Origin of the sequence: Pseudomonas syringae (assembly GCF_023278085.1) — a bacterium.
In the GTDB taxonomy this organism is placed as follows: Bacteria; Pseudomonadota; Gammaproteobacteria; order Pseudomonadales; family Pseudomonadaceae; genus Aquipseudomonas; species Aquipseudomonas syringae_Q.
The window spans coordinates 4,180,683-4,198,083 of the sequence record NZ_CP066265.1; the positions used below are offsets into that span (position 1 = coordinate 4,180,683).

Annotated in this window: 13 protein-coding genes; 8 read left to right on the forward strand and 5 right to left on the reverse strand. The window is 59.1% G+C overall.

Going from position 1 to position 17,401, the window contains the following annotated elements:
* The 6 genes from I9H07_RS18650 (at position 1) to I9H07_RS18675 (ending at position 7,762) form a co-directional block, all read left to right on the forward strand.
* The gene (locus tag I9H07_RS18650) at positions 1-1,440 is read left to right on the forward strand and encodes an alginate O-acetyltransferase AlgX-related protein (RefSeq protein WP_024673739.1); all 1,440 of its coding nucleotides are present in this window, start codon (positions 1-3) and stop codon (positions 1,438-1,440) included.
* A gap of 8 nt (positions 1,441-1,448) precedes the next feature.
* The gene (locus tag I9H07_RS18655; protein ID WP_024673740.1) at positions 1,449-2,585 is read left to right on the forward strand and encodes a mannuronate-specific alginate lyase; all 1,137 of its coding nucleotides are present in this window, start codon (positions 1,449-1,451) and stop codon (positions 2,583-2,585) included.
* Between the two features lie 182 nt (positions 2,586-2,767).
* On the forward strand, positions 2,768-4,324 hold the full coding sequence (locus tag I9H07_RS18660; RefSeq protein WP_024673741.1) for an MBOAT family O-acyltransferase: 1,557 nt from the start codon (positions 2,768-2,770) through the stop codon (positions 4,322-4,324).
* 10 nt (positions 4,325-4,334) lie between these two features.
* Positions 4,335-5,510 (forward strand): alginate O-acetyltransferase, encoded by a 1,176-nt coding sequence (locus I9H07_RS18665; RefSeq protein ID WP_236424065.1) that lies wholly within the window; start codon positions 4,335-4,337, stop codon positions 5,508-5,510.
* A 12-nt stretch (positions 5,511-5,522) separates the two neighbouring features.
* Entirely contained in the window at positions 5,523-6,191 is a 669-nt protein-coding gene (locus tag I9H07_RS18670) for an alginate O-acetyltransferase AlgF (RefSeq protein ID WP_024673743.1), read from the forward strand.
* Positions 6,192-6,310: 119 nt separating this feature from the next.
* On the forward strand, positions 6,311-7,762 hold the full coding sequence (locus I9H07_RS18675; RefSeq protein WP_024673744.1) for a mannose-1-phosphate guanylyltransferase/mannose-6-phosphate isomerase: 1,452 nt from the start codon (positions 6,311-6,313) through the stop codon (positions 7,760-7,762).
* A 125-nt stretch (positions 7,763-7,887) separates the two neighbouring features.
* On the opposite strand, the gene I9H07_RS18680 is transcribed toward I9H07_RS18675, so the two are convergent.
* Positions 7,888-10,680: an RHS repeat domain-containing protein gene (locus I9H07_RS18680; protein WP_236424063.1), complete on the reverse strand. Its 2,793-nt coding sequence runs from the start codon at positions 10,678-10,680 to the stop codon at positions 7,888-7,890.
* A 205-nt stretch (positions 10,681-10,885) separates the two neighbouring features.
* On the opposite strand from I9H07_RS18680, the gene I9H07_RS18685 reads away from it, so the two are divergent.
* The gene (locus I9H07_RS18685) at positions 10,886-11,350 is read left to right on the forward strand and encodes a hypothetical protein (protein ID WP_024673745.1); all 465 of its coding nucleotides are present in this window, start codon (positions 10,886-10,888) and stop codon (positions 11,348-11,350) included.
* A gap of 17 nt (positions 11,351-11,367) precedes the next feature.
* Positions 11,368-12,186 (forward strand): SDR family oxidoreductase, encoded by an 819-nt coding sequence (locus I9H07_RS18690; RefSeq protein ID WP_058393108.1) that lies wholly within the window; start codon positions 11,368-11,370, stop codon positions 12,184-12,186.
* 466 nt (positions 12,187-12,652) lie between these two features.
* Here I9H07_RS18690 and I9H07_RS18695 read toward each other — a convergent pair whose 3' ends face one another.
* From I9H07_RS18695 to I9H07_RS18710, 4 genes are read right to left on the reverse strand one after another with little or no spacing between them, the layout of a single operon-like run.
* Complete coding sequence (locus I9H07_RS18695; RefSeq protein ID WP_024673748.1) at positions 12,653-13,513, reverse strand: efflux RND transporter periplasmic adaptor subunit; 861 nt, start codon at positions 13,511-13,513, stop codon at positions 12,653-12,655.
* Positions 13,514-13,535: 22 nt separating this feature from the next.
* On the reverse strand, positions 13,536-13,736 hold the full coding sequence (locus tag I9H07_RS18700; protein WP_024673749.1) for a DUF1656 domain-containing protein: 201 nt from the start codon (positions 13,734-13,736) through the stop codon (positions 13,536-13,538).
* Entirely contained in the window at positions 13,726-15,912 is a 2,187-nt protein-coding gene (locus tag I9H07_RS18705; protein ID WP_058390872.1) for an FUSC family protein, read from the reverse strand. Before I9H07_RS18705 ends, I9H07_RS18700 begins: the two co-directional genes overlap by 11 nt.
* On the reverse strand, positions 15,912-17,372 hold the full coding sequence (locus I9H07_RS18710) for an efflux transporter outer membrane subunit (RefSeq protein ID WP_236424061.1): 1,461 nt from the start codon (positions 17,370-17,372) through the stop codon (positions 15,912-15,914). Before I9H07_RS18710 ends, I9H07_RS18705 begins: the two co-directional genes overlap by 1 nt.
* Positions 17,373-17,401: the final 29 nt, after the last annotated feature.

Genomic DNA, 17,401 nt, shown 5'->3' on the forward strand with positions numbered 1-17,401 from the left:
ATGCACGCACATTTGATCAAGCTGTTGAGTCTGTCCAGCCTCACCGCCGCGCTGATGGCCGCCGCCGGTGTAGCGCGCGCGGACGACTCGCAAGCGCCGACCTTCAAGGCCGAGCCATGCTGCAGCCTGTGCCCGGCCGCGCACGACGCGAAAAACTATGTTTCGCGCTACCAGCAGAACTTCACCACGCTGATCCAGGCGCAGGGTGACTGGCTGTTCCGTACTCAGGAAGACCTGCGCACCGAGTTCGACACTACGCCCGCCGGCTACCGCCGCCTGAAAGAACTGCACGATGCGTTCAAGAGCAAAGGCGTCGAGCTGGTGGTGGTTTATCAGCCGACCCGTGGCCTGGTGGATCGCAACAAACTGTTCCCGGCTGATCGCGAGAAGTTCGACTACGACAAGGCACTGAAAAACTATCAGGCCATGCTCGGGCGCTTCAGCAAACTGGGCTACTGGGTACCGGATCTGTCGCCGTTGACCAACGAGCAGCAGGCGCATGACTTCTACTTCCGCGGTGACCAGCACTGGACGCCATATGGCGCCCAGCGTACCGCGAAGATCGTCGCCGAAACCGTGAAAAAGATCCCGTCCTATTCCGGTATTCCGAAGCGTGAGTTCGAAAGCCACATCACCGGCCGCATGGGCAAGAACGGCACCCTGCACAACATGGCAGGCCAATTGTGCGCCACCAGCTATGCGGTGCAGTACATGGACCAGTTCAGCACCGAACCCAAGGGGGAGGCTGGCGACGGTGACCTGTTCGGCGACTCCGGCAACCCGGAAATCACTCTGGTCGGCACCAGCCACAGTGGCAAAAACTACAACTTCGGCGGCTTCCTTCAGGAAGACCTCAGCGCCGACGTGCTGAACGTGGCATTCCCCGGCGGTGGTCTGGAAGGCGCGATGTTGCAGTACCTGGGCAGCGAAGACTTCCAGAAGCGTCCACCGAAGATTCTCATCTGGGAATTCTCGCCGCTGTACCGCCTGGACCAGGAAACCATCTATCGCCAGATGATGTCCCTGCTGGACAACGGCTGCGAAGGCAAGCCTGCGGTCATGAGCGCCAGCACGACCCTCAAGCCGGGCACCAATGAAGTGCTGGTCAACGGCAAGAACGGTATCAAGGACATCCGCAACGGCAGCAATCAGATTGACATCAAATTTGACGACACGTCGGTGAAAACCCTTCAGGCCAGGCTCTGGTACATGAACGGTCGCCACGAAGATCTGAAAATCGAGAAACCTGAAACTTCCGATACAGATGGACGTTTTTCGTTCGAATTGCGCGAAGACGAGGACTGGGCCAACCAGCAACTGCTGGCACTGGAAATCCAGGGACCGGAAGCAGGCACCGCACCACAGAAAGTCGAAGCCAAAGTATGCAAACGCAACGTGTTCCCGGGCGTCGCGAAACACAACGCTCAAGCCGGACTATGAGGTGAATAATGCAGACTCCTAAACTGATCCGCCCTACCCTGCTGTCGATGGCAATCCTGTCATCGATGGCCTGGGCTGCGGGCGCGTCCGCCGCGCTGGTTCCACCCAAGGGTTACGACGCTCCCATCGAGAAGATGAAGACTGGCGATCACAACTTTACCTGTGAAGCCATTCCCAAGCCGTACACCGACAAGCTGGTGTTCCGCAGCAAGTACGAAGGTTCGGACAAGGCTCGCTCGACCCTCAATGCAGTCTCCGAAGAAGCCTTTCGCGACGCGACCAAGGACATCACCGACCTTGAGCGTGGCGTCAGCAAAATCGTGATGCAGTACATGCGCGACGGGCGTCCCGAACAGCTCGACTGCGCACTGAACATGATGACCACCTGGGCCAAGGCCGACGCGCTGGAGTCCCGCGAGTTCAACCACACCGGCAAATCCATGCGCAAATGGGCATTGGGCAGCATGTCGTCCGCCTACCTGCGCCTGAAATTCTCCGAATCGCATCCGCTGGCCAATCGTCAGCAGGAAGCACAGATCATTGAAGCCTGGTTCAGCAAACTGGCCGATCAGGTGGTCAGCGACTGGAGCAATCTGCCGCTGGAAAAAATCAATAACCACTCTTACTGGGCCGCCTGGTCGGTGATGGCAACTGCTGTCGTGACCAATCGTCAGGACCTGTTCGATTGGGCAGTCAAGGAATTCAAGGTCGCCGCCAACCAGGTGGACAAGGACGGTTTCCTGCCCAACGAAATGAAGCGTCGCCAGCGTGCGCTGTCGTATCACAACTACGCCCTGCCGCCGCTGGCCATGATTGCCAGTTTCGCCCAGGCCAACGGTGTGGATCTGCGTCAGGAAAACAATGGCGCCTTGAAGCGTCTGGGTGACCGTGTTCTGGCCGGCGTCAAAGACCCCGCATCGTTTGCTGAACACAACGGTGAAAAACAGGACATGACGGACCTCAAGAAGGACCCGAAATTCGCCTGGCTCGAACCGTACTGCTCGCTCTACTCCTGCAGCCCGGATGTGCTGGAAGAGAAACACGAAAAGCAGCCATTCAAGACCTTCCGCCTGGGCGGTGACCTGACCAAGGTCTACGACCCGACGCATGAAAAAGGCGACAAGGGCGACAAAGACGGTTCTTGATTCGCCATTGGTTGTAGGAGCGGACGTGTCCGCGAAGACACAAGTCCAGGCGATGCATCCATAAAACCGGATCTCGCCTGACCAGCTTCGAGAACACGCTGTGAAGTGATTTGCCCCCCTTTTCAACGGGGGGTTTGGGGGGGCTTTGAGCCCTTGAATGTTGGACCAACGGAGAGATAAGGATGGTTTTCTCATCCAACGTGTTCCTGTTCCTGTTCTTGCCGATTTTCCTCGGCTTGTACTACCTGAGCGGGCAACGCTATCGCAATCTGCTGCTGCTGATTGCCAGCTATATCTTCTACGCCTGGTGGCGTGTGGACTTCCTGGCCCTGTTCATCGGCGTGACGGTCTGGAACTACTGGATCGGCCTCAAAGTGGGCGCGGCCGGCGTACGAACCAAACCGGCACAGAAATGGTTGCTGCTTGGCGTGGTAGTGGACCTGTGCATCCTGGGCTACTTCAAGTACGCCAACTTCGGTGTGGACAGCATCAACGCGGCCATGACCTCGATGGGCCTGGAACCGTTCATCCTGACTCACGTGCTGTTGCCGATCGGTATCTCGTTTTATGTCTTCGAGTCCATCAGCTACATCATCGACGTGTATCGCGGCGACACTCCAGCGACACGCAACCTGATCGACTTTGCGGCCTTCGTGGCGATCTTCCCGCACCTGATTGCAGGCCCGGTGCTGCGCTTCCGCGATCTGGCGGACCAGTTCAACAACCGTACCCACACACTGGACAAATTCTCCGAAGGCGCCACGCGATTCATGCAGGGCTTCATCAAGAAAGTGTTCATCGCCGACACCCTGGCAGTGGTCGCCGATCATTGCTTCGCCTTGCAAAACCCGACCACGGGCGATGCCTGGCTCGGCGCGCTGGCCTACACCGCGCAACTGTACTTCGACTTTTCCGGTTACAGCGACATGGCCATCGGCCTGGGCTTGATGATGGGTTTCCGCTTCATGGAAAACTTCAAACAGCCTTACATCAGTCAGTCGATCACCGAGTTCTGGCGGCGCTGGCATATCAGCCTGTCCACCTGGCTGCGTGATTACCTGTACATCACCCTGGGCGGCAACCGTGGCGGCAAGTTCGCGACTTATCGCAACCTGTTTCTGACCATGCTGCTGGGCGGCCTGTGGCACGGCGCCAACGTCACCTACATCATCTGGGGTGCCTGGCACGGCATGTGGCTGGCGATCGAAAAAGCGGTCGGCATCAACACCAAGCCTTACAGCTTCAATGTGATTCGCTGGGCACTGACCTTCCTGCTGGTAGTCATAGGCTGGGTCATCTTCCGCTCCGAGAACCTGCACGTTGCCGGTCGTATGTACAGTGCCATGTTCAGCTTCGGCGAATGGCAATTGTCCGAACTCAACCGCGCCAGCCTGACCGGTTTGCAAGTGGCAACGCTGGTGGTGGCTTACCTGACGCTGGCGTTCTTCGGTCTGCGTGACTTCTACCAGAACCGTGAAAAAGACACCGGCAAGAGCGCCAAGGCTGACGGTCCTGCAACGGCCCAACCGGGCACCATCAAGGCGGTTCCTGGCGACGCGCCTGGCAGCCTGCATATGCCTGGCTACACCGTGGGCAGCGAAGCTCAGGTGCAACCGGCCTATTGGGAAGCCGACTGGCCACGCTACGCGATGCGCGCACTGATTCTGCTGTTGTTCGTGGCTTCGATTCTCAAACTCTCGGCGCAAAGCTTCTCGCCGTTCCTTTACTTCCAGTTCTGAGGGGCCTGACATGACACGTTCATTACGAATCCTCTATATCGCCATCTTTCTGGGCATCCTGCTGGCCCTCGGGATCTGGTCGCTGCGCAGTTTCAGCACCTTCTCGACGTCGGCAGAAACCACCGTGCTCAACGGCAAGTGGACCAAGGCGGCGGAAACTCATTACGACGATGAGTTCCCGATCAAGCGTCTGGGCACCAACCTCTGGGCGGCGCTGGATTTCAAACTCTTCAACGAAGGCCGTCCCGGCGTGGTACTGGGCAAAGACCAGTGGTTGTACACCGACGAAGAGTTCGATGCCGTCGCCAATGGCGAACAGAACGAAGCCGACAACCTGGCACTGATTCAGGGTGTTCGCGACGCACTGGAAAAACAGGGCAGCAAACTGGTTCTGGCCATTGTTCCGGCAAAAACCCGTCTGTACCCGGAACATGTCGGTGATACCAAGCCTGCCAGCCTGCACGTCGATCTGTATCAGCAGTTCCACGAGCAGGTGGCCAAGGCCGGGATCTTCGCCCCGGACCTGCTGGGACCGCTGCAAGCCGCCAAGCAACAGGGCCAGGTGTTCCTGCGTACCGACACACACTGGACCCCGATGGGTGCCGAAGTTGCCGCACAGCAACTGAGCGCGGCAATTGCCCAGAAGACCCCGCTGCAAGGTGAACCTGAGCAGTTCGTCACACAAGCCAAGGGAACTGAACCCTACAAAGGTGACCTGACTACATTCCTGCCACTCGATCCGCTGTTCAGCAATCTGCTGCCCAAACCGGACGATTTGCAGAAACGCAGCACCGATCCGGTAGAAGGCGCAGCCGCGGGCGATGACGCACTGTTCGCCGACAGCGACATCCCGGTGGGTCTGGTGGGCACCAGCTACAGCGCCAATCCTAACTGGAACTTCGTCGGTGCCCTGAAACAGGCGCTGCGCAGTGACGTCGTCAACTACGCCGAAGACGGCCATGGCCCGATTCTGCCGATGCTCAAGTACTTGCAGACCGACGCGTTCAAGAACACTCCGCCGCAAGTGGTTATCTGGGAATTCCCGGAGCGCTATCTGCCGGCACACAACGACCTTGGCGAGTTTGATCCCAAGTGGATCGCCGAGCTGAAGAAATCGCGTGACACCCAAGAAAACGTGGCGCTCAACGCCAAACAATCCGAGTCGCCCAACCGGGCGCAAAACTGAGAGGACTGACTCATGACTTTTACCACTACTGCTAACCGTTCGGCCGCAAAACGCCTGTTCAAAACCTGCGCACTGGCCGCCGGTCTGGGCCTGATGTCCCTGCAAGCGTTCGCAGGTGACTCCGCCCTGTACGGCCCGACTGCCCCGAAAGGCTCGACGTTCGTGCGTGTCTACAACGCCAGCAGCGCAGAAATCAGCGCCAGCGTCGGCAACACCAACCTCAACGAAGTGGCGCCACTGGGCAGCACCGCGTTCAGCTTCATGCCACAGGGCGACTACACCGCCAAGCTGGGCAGCCAGAGCCTGCCGGTGAAACTGGCCGGTGATCACTATTACACCCTGGTCAACAACGCCAGCGGCAAGCCACAACTGGTTGAAGAACCACCGTTCAAGAACAAGCAGAAATCCCTGGTTCGCGTTCAGAACCTGAGCGACAAGTCCCTGACCCTGAAAACCGCTGACGGCAAGACCGATGTGGTCAAGGCTGTAGCGGCCAAAGGCACCGGCGAGCGTGAAATCAACCCGGTCAAGGTCAGCCTGGCGCTGTACGACGGCGACAAGAAAGTCACCGATGTGAAACCCGTGGCGCTGGAGCGTGGCGAAGCCGCCGTGCTCTACATCACCGGCAGTGGCAGCAGCCTCTCGCCAGTATGGGTCAAGCCACCGGTTGCAACCCGCTAATACGGATTATGCCGGTCGGTTCAGGGTATCAGCGTTGAACCGGCCTGCGCGGAACAAGAACAAGACAGAAACGACAGACACCTCGTACAGCCCTAATTGAATGCTTTTGGAGAAACAAAATGATTCCAGTTATCTTGTCAGGCGGTAGTGGTTCACGACTCTGGCCGCTTTCGCGTAAACAATTCCCTAAACAGTTCCTGGCACTGACCGGCGAGCACACGCTGTTCCAGCAAACCCTGGAGCGTCTGCTGTTCGAAGGCATGCAGGAGCCTATCGTGGTCTGCAACAAGGACCACCGTTTCATCGTCAACGAGCAACTTGCTGCGCTGAACCTGGACACCCAGGCCATTCTGATGGAACCGTTTGGTCGCAACACCGCGCCAGCCGTTGCCCTGACCGCCATGAAGCTGGTCAACGAAGGCAACGACGGCCTGATGCTGGTGCTGCCTGCCGACCACGTCATCGAAGATCAGAAAGCCCTGCAACGCGCACTGGCTCTGGCCACTGTCGCCGCTGAGCGTGGCGAAATGGTGCTGTTCGGTGTGCCTGCCAACAAGCCGGAAACCGGCTATGGCTACATCAAGTCGACCGCCGACGCCCTGCTGCCGGAAGGCGTGAGCCGCGTGTCGCAATTCGTCGAGAAGCCTGACGAAAAACGCGCCAAGGAATTCGTTGAAGCCGGTGGCTACTACTGGAACAGCGGCATGTTCCTGTTCCGCGCCAGCCGCTTCCTGGAAGAACTGAAAAAGCACGATCCGGACATCTACGACACCTGCCTGCTGACGCTTGAGCGCAGCGTTCAGGACGGCGACGCCCTGGAAATCGATGCCTCAACCTTCGCCTGCTGCCCGGACAACTCCATCGACTACGCGGTCATGGAAAAAACCCAGCGCGCCTGCGTTGTGCCGCTGTCGGCTGGCTGGAGCGATGTCGGCTGCTGGTCGTCGCTGTGGGAAGTCAATGCTAAAGATGCCAACGGCAACGTCACCAAAGGCGATGTCGTCATTCAGGACAGCCGCAACTGCATGATCCACGGCAACGGCAAACTGGTGTCGGTCATCGGTCTGGACAACATCGTCGTTGTCGAAACCAAAGACGCCATGATGATCGCCCACAAAGACAAGGTTCAGGGCGTCAAGCAGATGGTCGCCACCCTGAACGAGCGTGGCCGCAGCGAAACCCAGAACCACCTCGAAGTGTATCGTCCGTGGGGTTCTTACGATTCGGTCGACATGGGCGGCCGCTTCCAGGTCAAGCGCATCTCGGTCAAGCCGGGCGCCTGCCTGTCGCTGCAAATGCACCACCACCGTGCCGAGCACTGGATCGTGGTATCCGGTACTGCGCAGGTGACCTGCGACGAAAACGTGTTCCTGCTCACCGAGAACCAGTCCACCTACATCCCGATCGCCTCGGTGCATCGCCTGAAAAACCCGGGCAAGATCCCGTTGGAAATCATCGAAGTGCAATCGGGTAGCTATTTGGGCGAAGACGATATCGAGCGTTTCGAAGATATCTACGGTCGTTCGAATGCGCTGGAAGCGGGTGTGAAGACCCAGACTATCGCTCGCTGATAGGGTTTTAGCTGCCAGCTGCAAGTGAGATAGCCCTCAGCAACGCTTTGCGTATTTTTATGCGCAAAGCGTTGCTGGGGGCTTTTACTTATCTGAATGCGAACAGTACCGTCCTCGTTGCACATTCAGCGCGGTCTATGAAACTGTAAGGCAAACGCCGCAAGTGAGTCGGCGTTTCTCAAGACTATAGACTGCCTCACAGCGGGATCTTCGACGAATATTTCCGAGCGTTCCTTAGCATCTATTGACTTTGGCAACTGGCCAGCCGTCAGCATTTTATCCATCAGATTTTGATATTCTATTCTGTCAGAAGGCGTCATCCCTTCTTCAACGGGTGCCTGAGCGTTTATTAATTTAGATCGATTAACGTGTATTTCCATGTAATCTTCGACATCCTCACTGGATGCCGTATTTGCCAAGAGTGATGACATATACCAAAAGTCACGGGTGTAGGAACCAGCGCCCCGCACTGGAACAGCGTGAGAGCTTTCATGCACCATGGTTTTAGCAATTCCTACACTGTGAGAGCTTTCTAAATAGGTTTTATTTAACCAGATCATTTTTCCCTGAGCAGGGGTTTTTAACGTCATGCCATTAAAGTCATCACCATCACCTTCGACCAACTGTAATCTCCAACTCTCAGAGTTTTCCAACGGTCCCAAAACTTTATCCACCTCCGTCAACCGTTCCTGCAGAGAAGCTATCAGCCCTGACGGGTCGTTATCACTATCTGCCCAGTCTTGCCCAAAGGTAGCGCCCATCACTAATTCCGTATAGCGGTGAAGAGGCTTCTCTTGTAAATGCCTTGACGCACTGGACAACCATTGTTTTCCCAAAAAAATTGATGACCTGACGATCTCTTTATGTTGGCTCGGAAAGTTATCCAATCCACGCGCCACAAACGTTCCACCGTTGTTACGCCACATCATTTCTTGTTCATTTAAAACGTCATAACTATTGCAACCTAAACTATCGCGCCTACTCAGCGGATTGTTTCTAACCATACGGTATAAGTTCACACCCTCCACGGCTCCCGCCGGATCAGGATTGATCCACCGCTGCAACCACGGTGCGTAATACCGCAACCCGTAATAATAAAGCCCCGTCGCATCGCGCTCTTTGCCCGAATAACGCACGGTCTTGTAGCTCGCTTCGATCGCATTGCGACCTGCCCACCATGATGTGCCACCAAACGGGTAATACATTTCCTGGCTGACACGCTGCGCCTGCCCGTCCAGTTCCAGCGTGCTAGAGCCCAGGTGGTCGTTCAATGTGTAGCGAGTCTGATCATTTTCAAGTGCGTCGGGCTTTCCAGACGCCCAATGCAGCACGCGCACGTTATTGCGCCCGGCCTGGGCCACAACAACGTGCAGGGTTTCGCCAGTGGCAGTATCGGTACGGACTTCAAGACCGGGCAGGTAACGCACGTCGGCAGTATGAGTAATGCTTTTAGCCTGCGTGGTGCGCACCTTGCGCAGACGCTGACCGCTGGCGTCGTAACTGTAGCGTTCGCTGTCGTCCATGCCGTTGTCGCGAACGACGGGGCGCACTTGCTGCAACTGGTTGCGTCGATCCCAGCTCAGGTTTTGTCCGGCTTGCAAGGCAAGCAGATTACCGTTGACGTCGAAGGCAGCGGCGATTTGTGCTTCGTCAGGTATGTGGTCATCAATCACCGGCAGACTGCGGTTGCTGTAACGCGCGGTGACCAGCGTACGCGAATGGGACTGCGTGCCTGTATGGGTAAGCTGCTGCAGGTTGCCGCCCGCGTCGTAGCGATAGGTCTGTGTGTAATCAGCCAGCTTCGAAGGATCGGCAGGACTCTGGAAACCAGGCAGCACCGGGCCGTGGTTAACGACTGCCCATTCCCTGCCCGTGGCTTCGATCAGTTGATAAAGCGTGTCGTATTGATAGGTCGAAACCGAGTCGATGCGCTGACCTTTGGAGATGGCTGGCAGAGCAAGATCGTCGATACGCATCACATTACCGACCGGGTCGTAGTCGTAACGCAAATCCTGCAACAGTTGCCCATTACTACGCGTGGCATTCAGCGCCAGCAAACGGCCGTCTTCAGTGTCATACCGCGCAGTGCTCATCACTCCGTTACCCGCCGTTTCCGACATAACCCGCTGTTGCGCGTCGTACTGAATGGAACTGACCAGTACTTTTTCAGCCTGACCATCCAGCTGTAAACGACTGCTTTTCAACTGCCCCGCAACGGTGTAATCCAGAAACTGAACATTGCCCAGCGCATCAGTCTGCCGGAGGGTTTCGTTCAAGGGGTTGTAGCGCCAGCGAGTAGTCGCCCCTTCGCCAGGCTCCAGCAAGGCATCGCGCCCGGTCAACGACTCGGGCCAGTCAGGCTCGTCGAGGTTTTGCAGGAAGCGCCGCGTTTGACTGATCACACTTCCGGAAAGACCGTACTCATCGTCAAGCCGCGTGCCTGCCGGATCGTCATGACGAATCAACTGACCACACTGGTTGTGATCAGTCGAATCAGGGCCGCCATAGAGAAGACGTTCGACGCAGTGCTCATCTTCAAAAACCTCGGTGGGCCTGAGCAACGCGTCGTACCCGGTACGTCGCGCAACGCCCCGAGCGTCCCAGGCCTCCAGCACCTGCCCGGCCTCCCCCGCTAACGACACTCGCCGGCCAGCATCGACGCTGTCAATGGCCAGCACCTGACCGCTGAGCGAATGGATTGAGGTGAGGTTGGCGGGAGCGTGATCAGCCCACAGGCGCGGGTCCCAACGGCTGACCAGTCGCCCGGCAACGTCGAATGACGCCCGGCTGATGCGCATTTCCGGCTCGTGGTCGATGCTCGAACGACACAGCAGAATCGACGCCACAGACAACCCGCGCGGGTCCACTGACTGTAGCGCAGGCGTGTACTGATGCAGAATGAATAAGCTTTCGACCATGACAGGGACCTGCAGCTAATCCAGAGAACCCGGAATATTCCTTGCTGCCCACAATCTAGATGACTGAACCGATGTCGCCTACTGGCACTTATGACAGGTGCCGACCACCGCCAAGTCCTCTACCGGCCTGGTATCTGCCCATTGGTCAACCCGTCTGCAATGTCTGTAGGATGTCCAGCACTGCCTACGGCTGGAGATCCGCTGCATGTTTATCGGCATTTTGTTAATCCTGACCTGGCTGATCCTGTTGCTGCGCTATCCCGCCAAGGCCTTGCCAGTGTCGCTCGCAGCGGCGGCGGGGCTGGGGATTGTGGCGGCCATCGTGATCTGGCAGGACAGCCGGGAAACGCGCCAGCTGGAACGTCTGGACATCCAGCTTGGTTACGACCCGCAAGGTTGCCCGGCAGACCGGCCGCTGCGCGTTTCGATCACCAACGACAATCAGGCTGCCCTGCTGGAGCTGCACTGGCGGATCGCGGCCTACGCGCCGGGGGACACCGTGAATCTGGTGGACAACACCTACACTTCTGCACGCTATCGCGGCCCCGGCCAGCTTCAGGCAAAGGCGGCGTGGCAGGATTGTGTGCCGTTGCCTGCACTACGTAACGGCTACCGCCCGCAAACCCTGGAATTTCGCGCAGAACATCTGCAAGGCAGTTTCTCGGACTGACCACAAGGATCGTAAACATGCCTATTGCTCTTATAACCGGCTGCTCCAGCGGAATAGGCCGCGCCCTGGCCGATGCATTCAAGGCCGCTGGGTATGAAGTCTGGGCCACTGCGCGCAAGGCGGAAGACGTCGCGGCACTCAGCGCTGGCGGTTTTATTGCCGTGCAACTGGACGTCAACGATGGTGTGGCCTTGGCGCAACTGGCAGCCAGACTGGAACACGGCGGGCTGGATGTGTTGATCAACAACGCAGGTTACGGCGCAATGGGCCCGCTGCTGGACGGTGGTGTGGAGGCGTTGCAGCGGCAGTTTGAAACCAACGTCTTCTCGATTGTCGGTGTTACCCGGGCCCTGTTCCCGGCACTGCGGCGCAACAAAGGGCGGGTGGTGAACATTGGCAGCGTTTCGGGTGTTCTGGTCACCCCGTTCGCGGGCGCTTATTGCGCGTCCAAGGCCGCCGTTCACGCCCTGAGTGATGCCCTGCGTATGGAGCTGGCGCCGTTCGGCGTGCAAGTGATGGAAGTGCAACCGGGCGCGATTGCATCCAGCTTCGCAAAAAACGCCAGTCACGAAGCCGAACAGTTAATCAGTGAGCAGTCGCCCTGGTGGCCGATCCGTGAAGGCATCCGCGCACGTGCCAAAGCGTCGCTGGATAACCCGACACCCGCCGCCGTTCTGGCCCGCGAACTGCTCAAAGCCGTGCAACACGCCAACCCTCCACGCCAGCTGCGCATAGGCAACGGCTCGCGCATCCTGCCGCTGATGGCGTGGCTGTTGCCCAAGGGGCTGCTGGAGAAAGGCTTGAGAAGGCGCTTTGGGCTGGATACTGATCTGTAGTGGCTGGCCGGTGACGCAGGGCGTCATGCCTCGCCCTTAGCGACTGCGCATAAAAGCGCTTTTTTATCGCGATGGCACTGGCGACGCAGAGTGCGACGTTGGTTCTCGTTCCCACGCTCCGCGTGGTAATGCATTTCGTGACGCTCTGCGTCACACGGTTCTGCGATATCAGACAGATTCAGGCTCGACTCGAGCCCCCTGTTCTCCCCTCGGCGACCTACTTTGATGAGGCCAAAGTAGGCAAACCCTCTCGCTCCTGTTTCCGGCCCGACTTCGTCGGGTTCCTTCGCGATAAAAAAGCGCTTTTATAGGCAGTGGCTACGGGCGTGGCATGACATCCATGCATGCCAACGCACTGTGCGCGAGTCAGTTGGGCTTACGTATAACGCTGAGCGCTGGAGCGTGAGGAATGAGATTTCTGTAACTCTCGTGGCACGCCATTCTGCACGCTCTGCGTCCTTGATGATCAGCCCTCGACCGGCCTGACGATCACGGTGCAGGTCATCCCTGCTGCCAGCAACACGCCCTCTGGTACCTGATCCAGGTGAATGCGCACCGGCACGCGCTGGGCCAGGCGTACCCAGTTGAAGGTCGGGTTCACGTCGGCGATGAGTTCGCGGCTTTGCGGGTTGTCGCGGTCGTAGATGCCTCGGGCGATGCTCTCGACGTGGCCCTGGAGCACTTCGCCGCTCATCAGTTGCAGATCAGCCGGATCACCCACCTTGAGGTGCGGCAGTTTGGTTTCCTCGAAGAAGCCATAGACCCAGAACGAGTTCATGTCGACCACGGCCATTTTCGCTTCGCCGATGCGCGCGTAGTCACCGCGGTGCACGTTCAGGTTGGTGACATAGCCGTCCACTGCGGCCAGCACCCGAGTACGTGACAGGTTCAGCTCCGCGGCCTCCAGTTGCGCTTGCGCCAGTTGATAATCCGCCAGTGCCGAGGTGGCGACGTTGCTCGCGTCGTCACGGTTTTCTGCCGAGATCACTAATTCATCCATGTCGGCGCGGCGCTTGGCGTTGAGCTTGCGCATCTCCCAGGTGGCCTTGCGCGACGCCAGCAATGCCTGCGCCTGCCTGACGGCAATCCGGTAATGCTCGGGGTCGATCTGCATCAGCAAATCGCCACGTTTGACCCATTGATTGTCGCGCACCGGCACCTCCACCACGGTGCCCGACACATCGGCAGCCACATTGATGATGTCTGCGCGCACTCGGCCGTCGCGGGTCCATGGCGTGTCCATGTAATCGACCCACAGCGCCCGGCCGATCCACAGCGCAAGGGCGAGCACCAGCAAGGTGGCGATCAGACTGAAAAACTTTTTCATCCAGATGATTCTCGAACAGATATCAGCGATATAGAGGCAGCGCCAGAGCGCCGAAGATGCAGACGAACAGGCTCAGGCGCAGCAACGCCGGGTGCCAGAAAAGCCGATACAGGTCGAAACCGGCCAGCAGCCGATCCAACGCCCAGGCCAGGGCCGCAGCGATCAGAAACATCAGGGTCAGGGTCGGCATGTACAGACCGTGGAAGGCTATTTCACGCGGCATGCGCTGGTCCTGAATACGTGTGGCCAAGGCCGTAGGCAGCCAGCGGTGACTGCGGGTCAAGCAGCGAAGTGCGGATGAAGTGCAGGTAGCTTTTCACCCGCCGCAACACTGAAGTGTCGAAGTGCGAGGCAAACGGTTCATCGGCTTCCTGCACCCGCTGGATCGCCTGATCGACGGCCAACAGGCAACGTTGCAGGTTGACAGGATCGGGCTGGATGAACAGGCGGACCAACGCCCGGCCCATGATCCTCAACGCGATGCGCCAAGGCTGGTAGTCAGCGTAAGCGGGATGAATCGGCAAGACAGCCTGCTCGCGGCGCAACTCGATGATCGCGTGACCGATTTCCAGCACCACGAACATCCAGCTCAGCAGCGCACGTTGCACCAATGGCTTGCTGATGGCCAGACCGTAGGCCTGGTGCATCAAGTCGCGGGTCTGGCTTTCGAAGCTGGAACCGAGACGATGCAGCGGTGCACTGATCGCGAACACCACCTGATTGCGCAGCGCCTGCTCCAGCCGCTGCCACATCCAGCGGCTGTTCGGCGGCAGGATGATTGCGCCCGCCGCTGCGCAAATCAGCATGCCGATGACCATCGCGATGTAATCGTTGATGAAGGTGTAAGGGTTATAGATCGTCAGGTTGTCCGGCACCGATCCAAGGCTGAAAAAGATCAACAGCCCCAGACCGTATCCCGTCCATTGCGGGCGCGAGCCGAGAAACGCGCCGAACATGAAGATCGGAGCAAGCAGCATGCACAACAGGGCAAAACCGTCGATATGCGGGAACAGAAAGAAGGTTTCGATAAAGCCGAGCAGCGCGCCAAGCAATGTGCCGCTGGCCATCTGAAAGGACATGCGCTTCGGGTTATGGGTGGTCGATGACAGCGCCACCGTGGCGGCCGACGCCAGGATCATGCTGGCGCCACTGGGCCAGGCGGTCAGCACCCACCAGGCACTCATCAATCCCACCACACTGGTGGCGCGAACACCGGCCGCCAGCGCGGTCAACCAGTGGGTGCGCGATACGAACGACTCTTTCCACTGCTCACGTACATGGGTGTGATCGGCCAGTGACGCGTGGGTCCGAGCGTAATCGAGCAGCTCGCTGATCAGCCGGTACAGCAGCTCGAATGCCGTGTGAAAGTCCAACCGCTCAGCTTCGCTCGGCGCGGTGTTTTCCAGCGCACTGCGTAAGCGTCTGACCCGGTCTGGCCACTGCGCCTTGCAGGTCTCCAGGCGCCTGACCAACACAGCGGCGTCGTCGTTGGTCAGGGCGCGATCAGCAAACGCGTCGAGCAGGTCGGCCAGGGTTTCCAGGCCGGGATCGATATGCGTCAACACGGCCGCGGCGTGCTGTTTACGAAGCCGTTCGAGCAACTGGTGCAGCGCATTGAAGCGCGTCGTGACGGCCATGAACTCGCTGTTCAGGCGATTGAGCCGGCCGTTGCGCCGCCGCATGTGCGGGTCTTCGAAGACCGTGACGCTGCGCATGCCCTCAAGGCCGATGGCCTCTGCAACAAAACGCACGTTGCCGGTCTCGAACGCCGCGCGTGAAATATCGCCGCGCAGGCCTTCGGCCACGAAGCGAGCGAATACCCCGAAGCGCAGATACAGCGCGTTGCGCATGGCGGCGCTGGAGCTCTGCGGCAGAATCGCCGCACTGACGGCCGTTGAGCAGAGAATGCCCAGCGTGATTTCCAGCACGCGCCACACGGCCGCCATGAACGCACCTTGCGGATGGGCCAGTGCTGGCAGACCGACCATCGCTGCGGTGTAACCGGCGAGCACAAACCCGTAAGCACGAAAGTTGCGATAACGCGCCGCGCCAGCCGAGCAGATTCCGACCCACAGCGCCAGACAGCCAAGGAAAGGCACCGGGTCTTGCGCGAACAGCGCCATCAGCAACACCATCAGCGCCGATCCGGCCAATGTGCCCAGCAGTCGATAGAAACTCTTGGCAAACACCTGCCCGCTCTGCGGCTGCATCACGATGAAGACCGTGATCAGCGCCGTGCGCGGTTGCGGCAACTCCAGGCGCAGCGCCAGCCAGTAGGTCAGAAAGGCGGCGATCAACACCTTGAAGATGTAAATCCACGTCACCCCGTCGCTGCGCGCCCAACTGTTGAACCCGCGCCGCCAGGGCAAGGCTGAGAGGCGTTGCAGGCTGTTGATCATCACCATGATCCGGGTTCGTTGCCTGCCGACAACCCGCCACCCAGCGCCACTACCAGCCCGGCATAGGCGTTCAATCGTGCCGCCTCGACCCGCTGCTGTATTTGCTGTTGCTGGAAGAGCTGCGTCCGGGCGTTGAGCACGTTCAGGTAATCAGTCAGGCCGCGTTGCCAGGCAATCAGGGCGATGTCATAGGTTTTCTGCGCCGACGCCACCGACCGGGCAGCGAACACCTGCTGCTTGTCCATCGACGCGCGACGGATCAACTGATCGGAAATGCTCCGCAGCACCATAAGCAGCGTCTGGTTGTAATGCGCCACCGCCAAGTCATAACCGGCCGACGCCTGCCCCAGTTGCGCACGTAATCGTCCACCGTCGAAGATCGGCAGGCTGATGGCAGGGCCGACTTTGTAACCCAGCTTGCTGCCGCTCAGAAACTCCAGCATGCCGCCGCCCGTGGCCATGTAACTCAGGCTGCCGACCAGATCGATGTCCGGATAAAAGCCTGCACGGGCCACGTCGATACCGCGCGCCTGCGCCTCGACCTGCCAGCGAGCGGCTACCACGTCAGGCCGCTGACCGAGCAGCTCGGCAGGCAGTGTCGAAGGCAGTTTCAATGTGCTGTGCAACGACAAGACCGGTCGCTGCAAATCAACGCCCTGCCCCGGTCCCTTGCCGGCCAGCGCTGCCAATTGATTGCGACTCAGTGCAATGGCCTCCTCCAGCGCATCGATCTGCCGATGCGCTTCGGGCAAGGGCGTCTCGGCCTGGCTGACATCGAAATGCGTACCGAGGCCGCCTTGCAGACGACGTTGTGCCAGCTCAAGGATCTGTTGCTGCTGGTCCAGCGCCGCCTCGGCGATGTCCAGACGGGCGTAATTCAGGGCCAGTTGAATGTAGGCGCGGACGATATTTTCCTGTAATTCGAGTTGTGCCTGACGCAACTCGGCAGCGCTCACGTGGGCCAGGTCGAGGGCTTGCTCGCTGGCATTGCGCTCGCGGCCCCACAGATCGAGCGAGTAACTCAGGCCCAGCGACGCATTGTTGTCCCAGGTGCGAGTATCGGCCAGGGCGCCCGGCCCATAAAACTGGTCGTTCGGCCAATCATGGCGTTGCAGGCTCGCGCTGCTCTGGATCTGCAGCGACTCGCTGGACTCGGCAATGCCTGCCATCGCTTTCGCTTGTCGCACCCGTGCAGCAGCGATCGCCAGGCTGGGGCTGCCCAGCGTTGCGAGTTCGATCCAGCGATCCAGTTGTGCGTCACTATAAGCGTGCCACCACTGCGCTGTCGGCCAGCGGGCATCGTGTGCAGCGCTCTGGATAGCCTGATCGGTCGCCAGACTGTCAGCGGGCAACAGGCTGCCGTACGGTTGGATGCCATGGGTTCCGATGCAACCGCTGATGACCAGCGTCAAAGCCAGAATACCGAGGGGCTTGAGCCCTCTGATGATACGACGCGGCACAGCGGCGAGTTCCCGAGCGGAGGTGATAC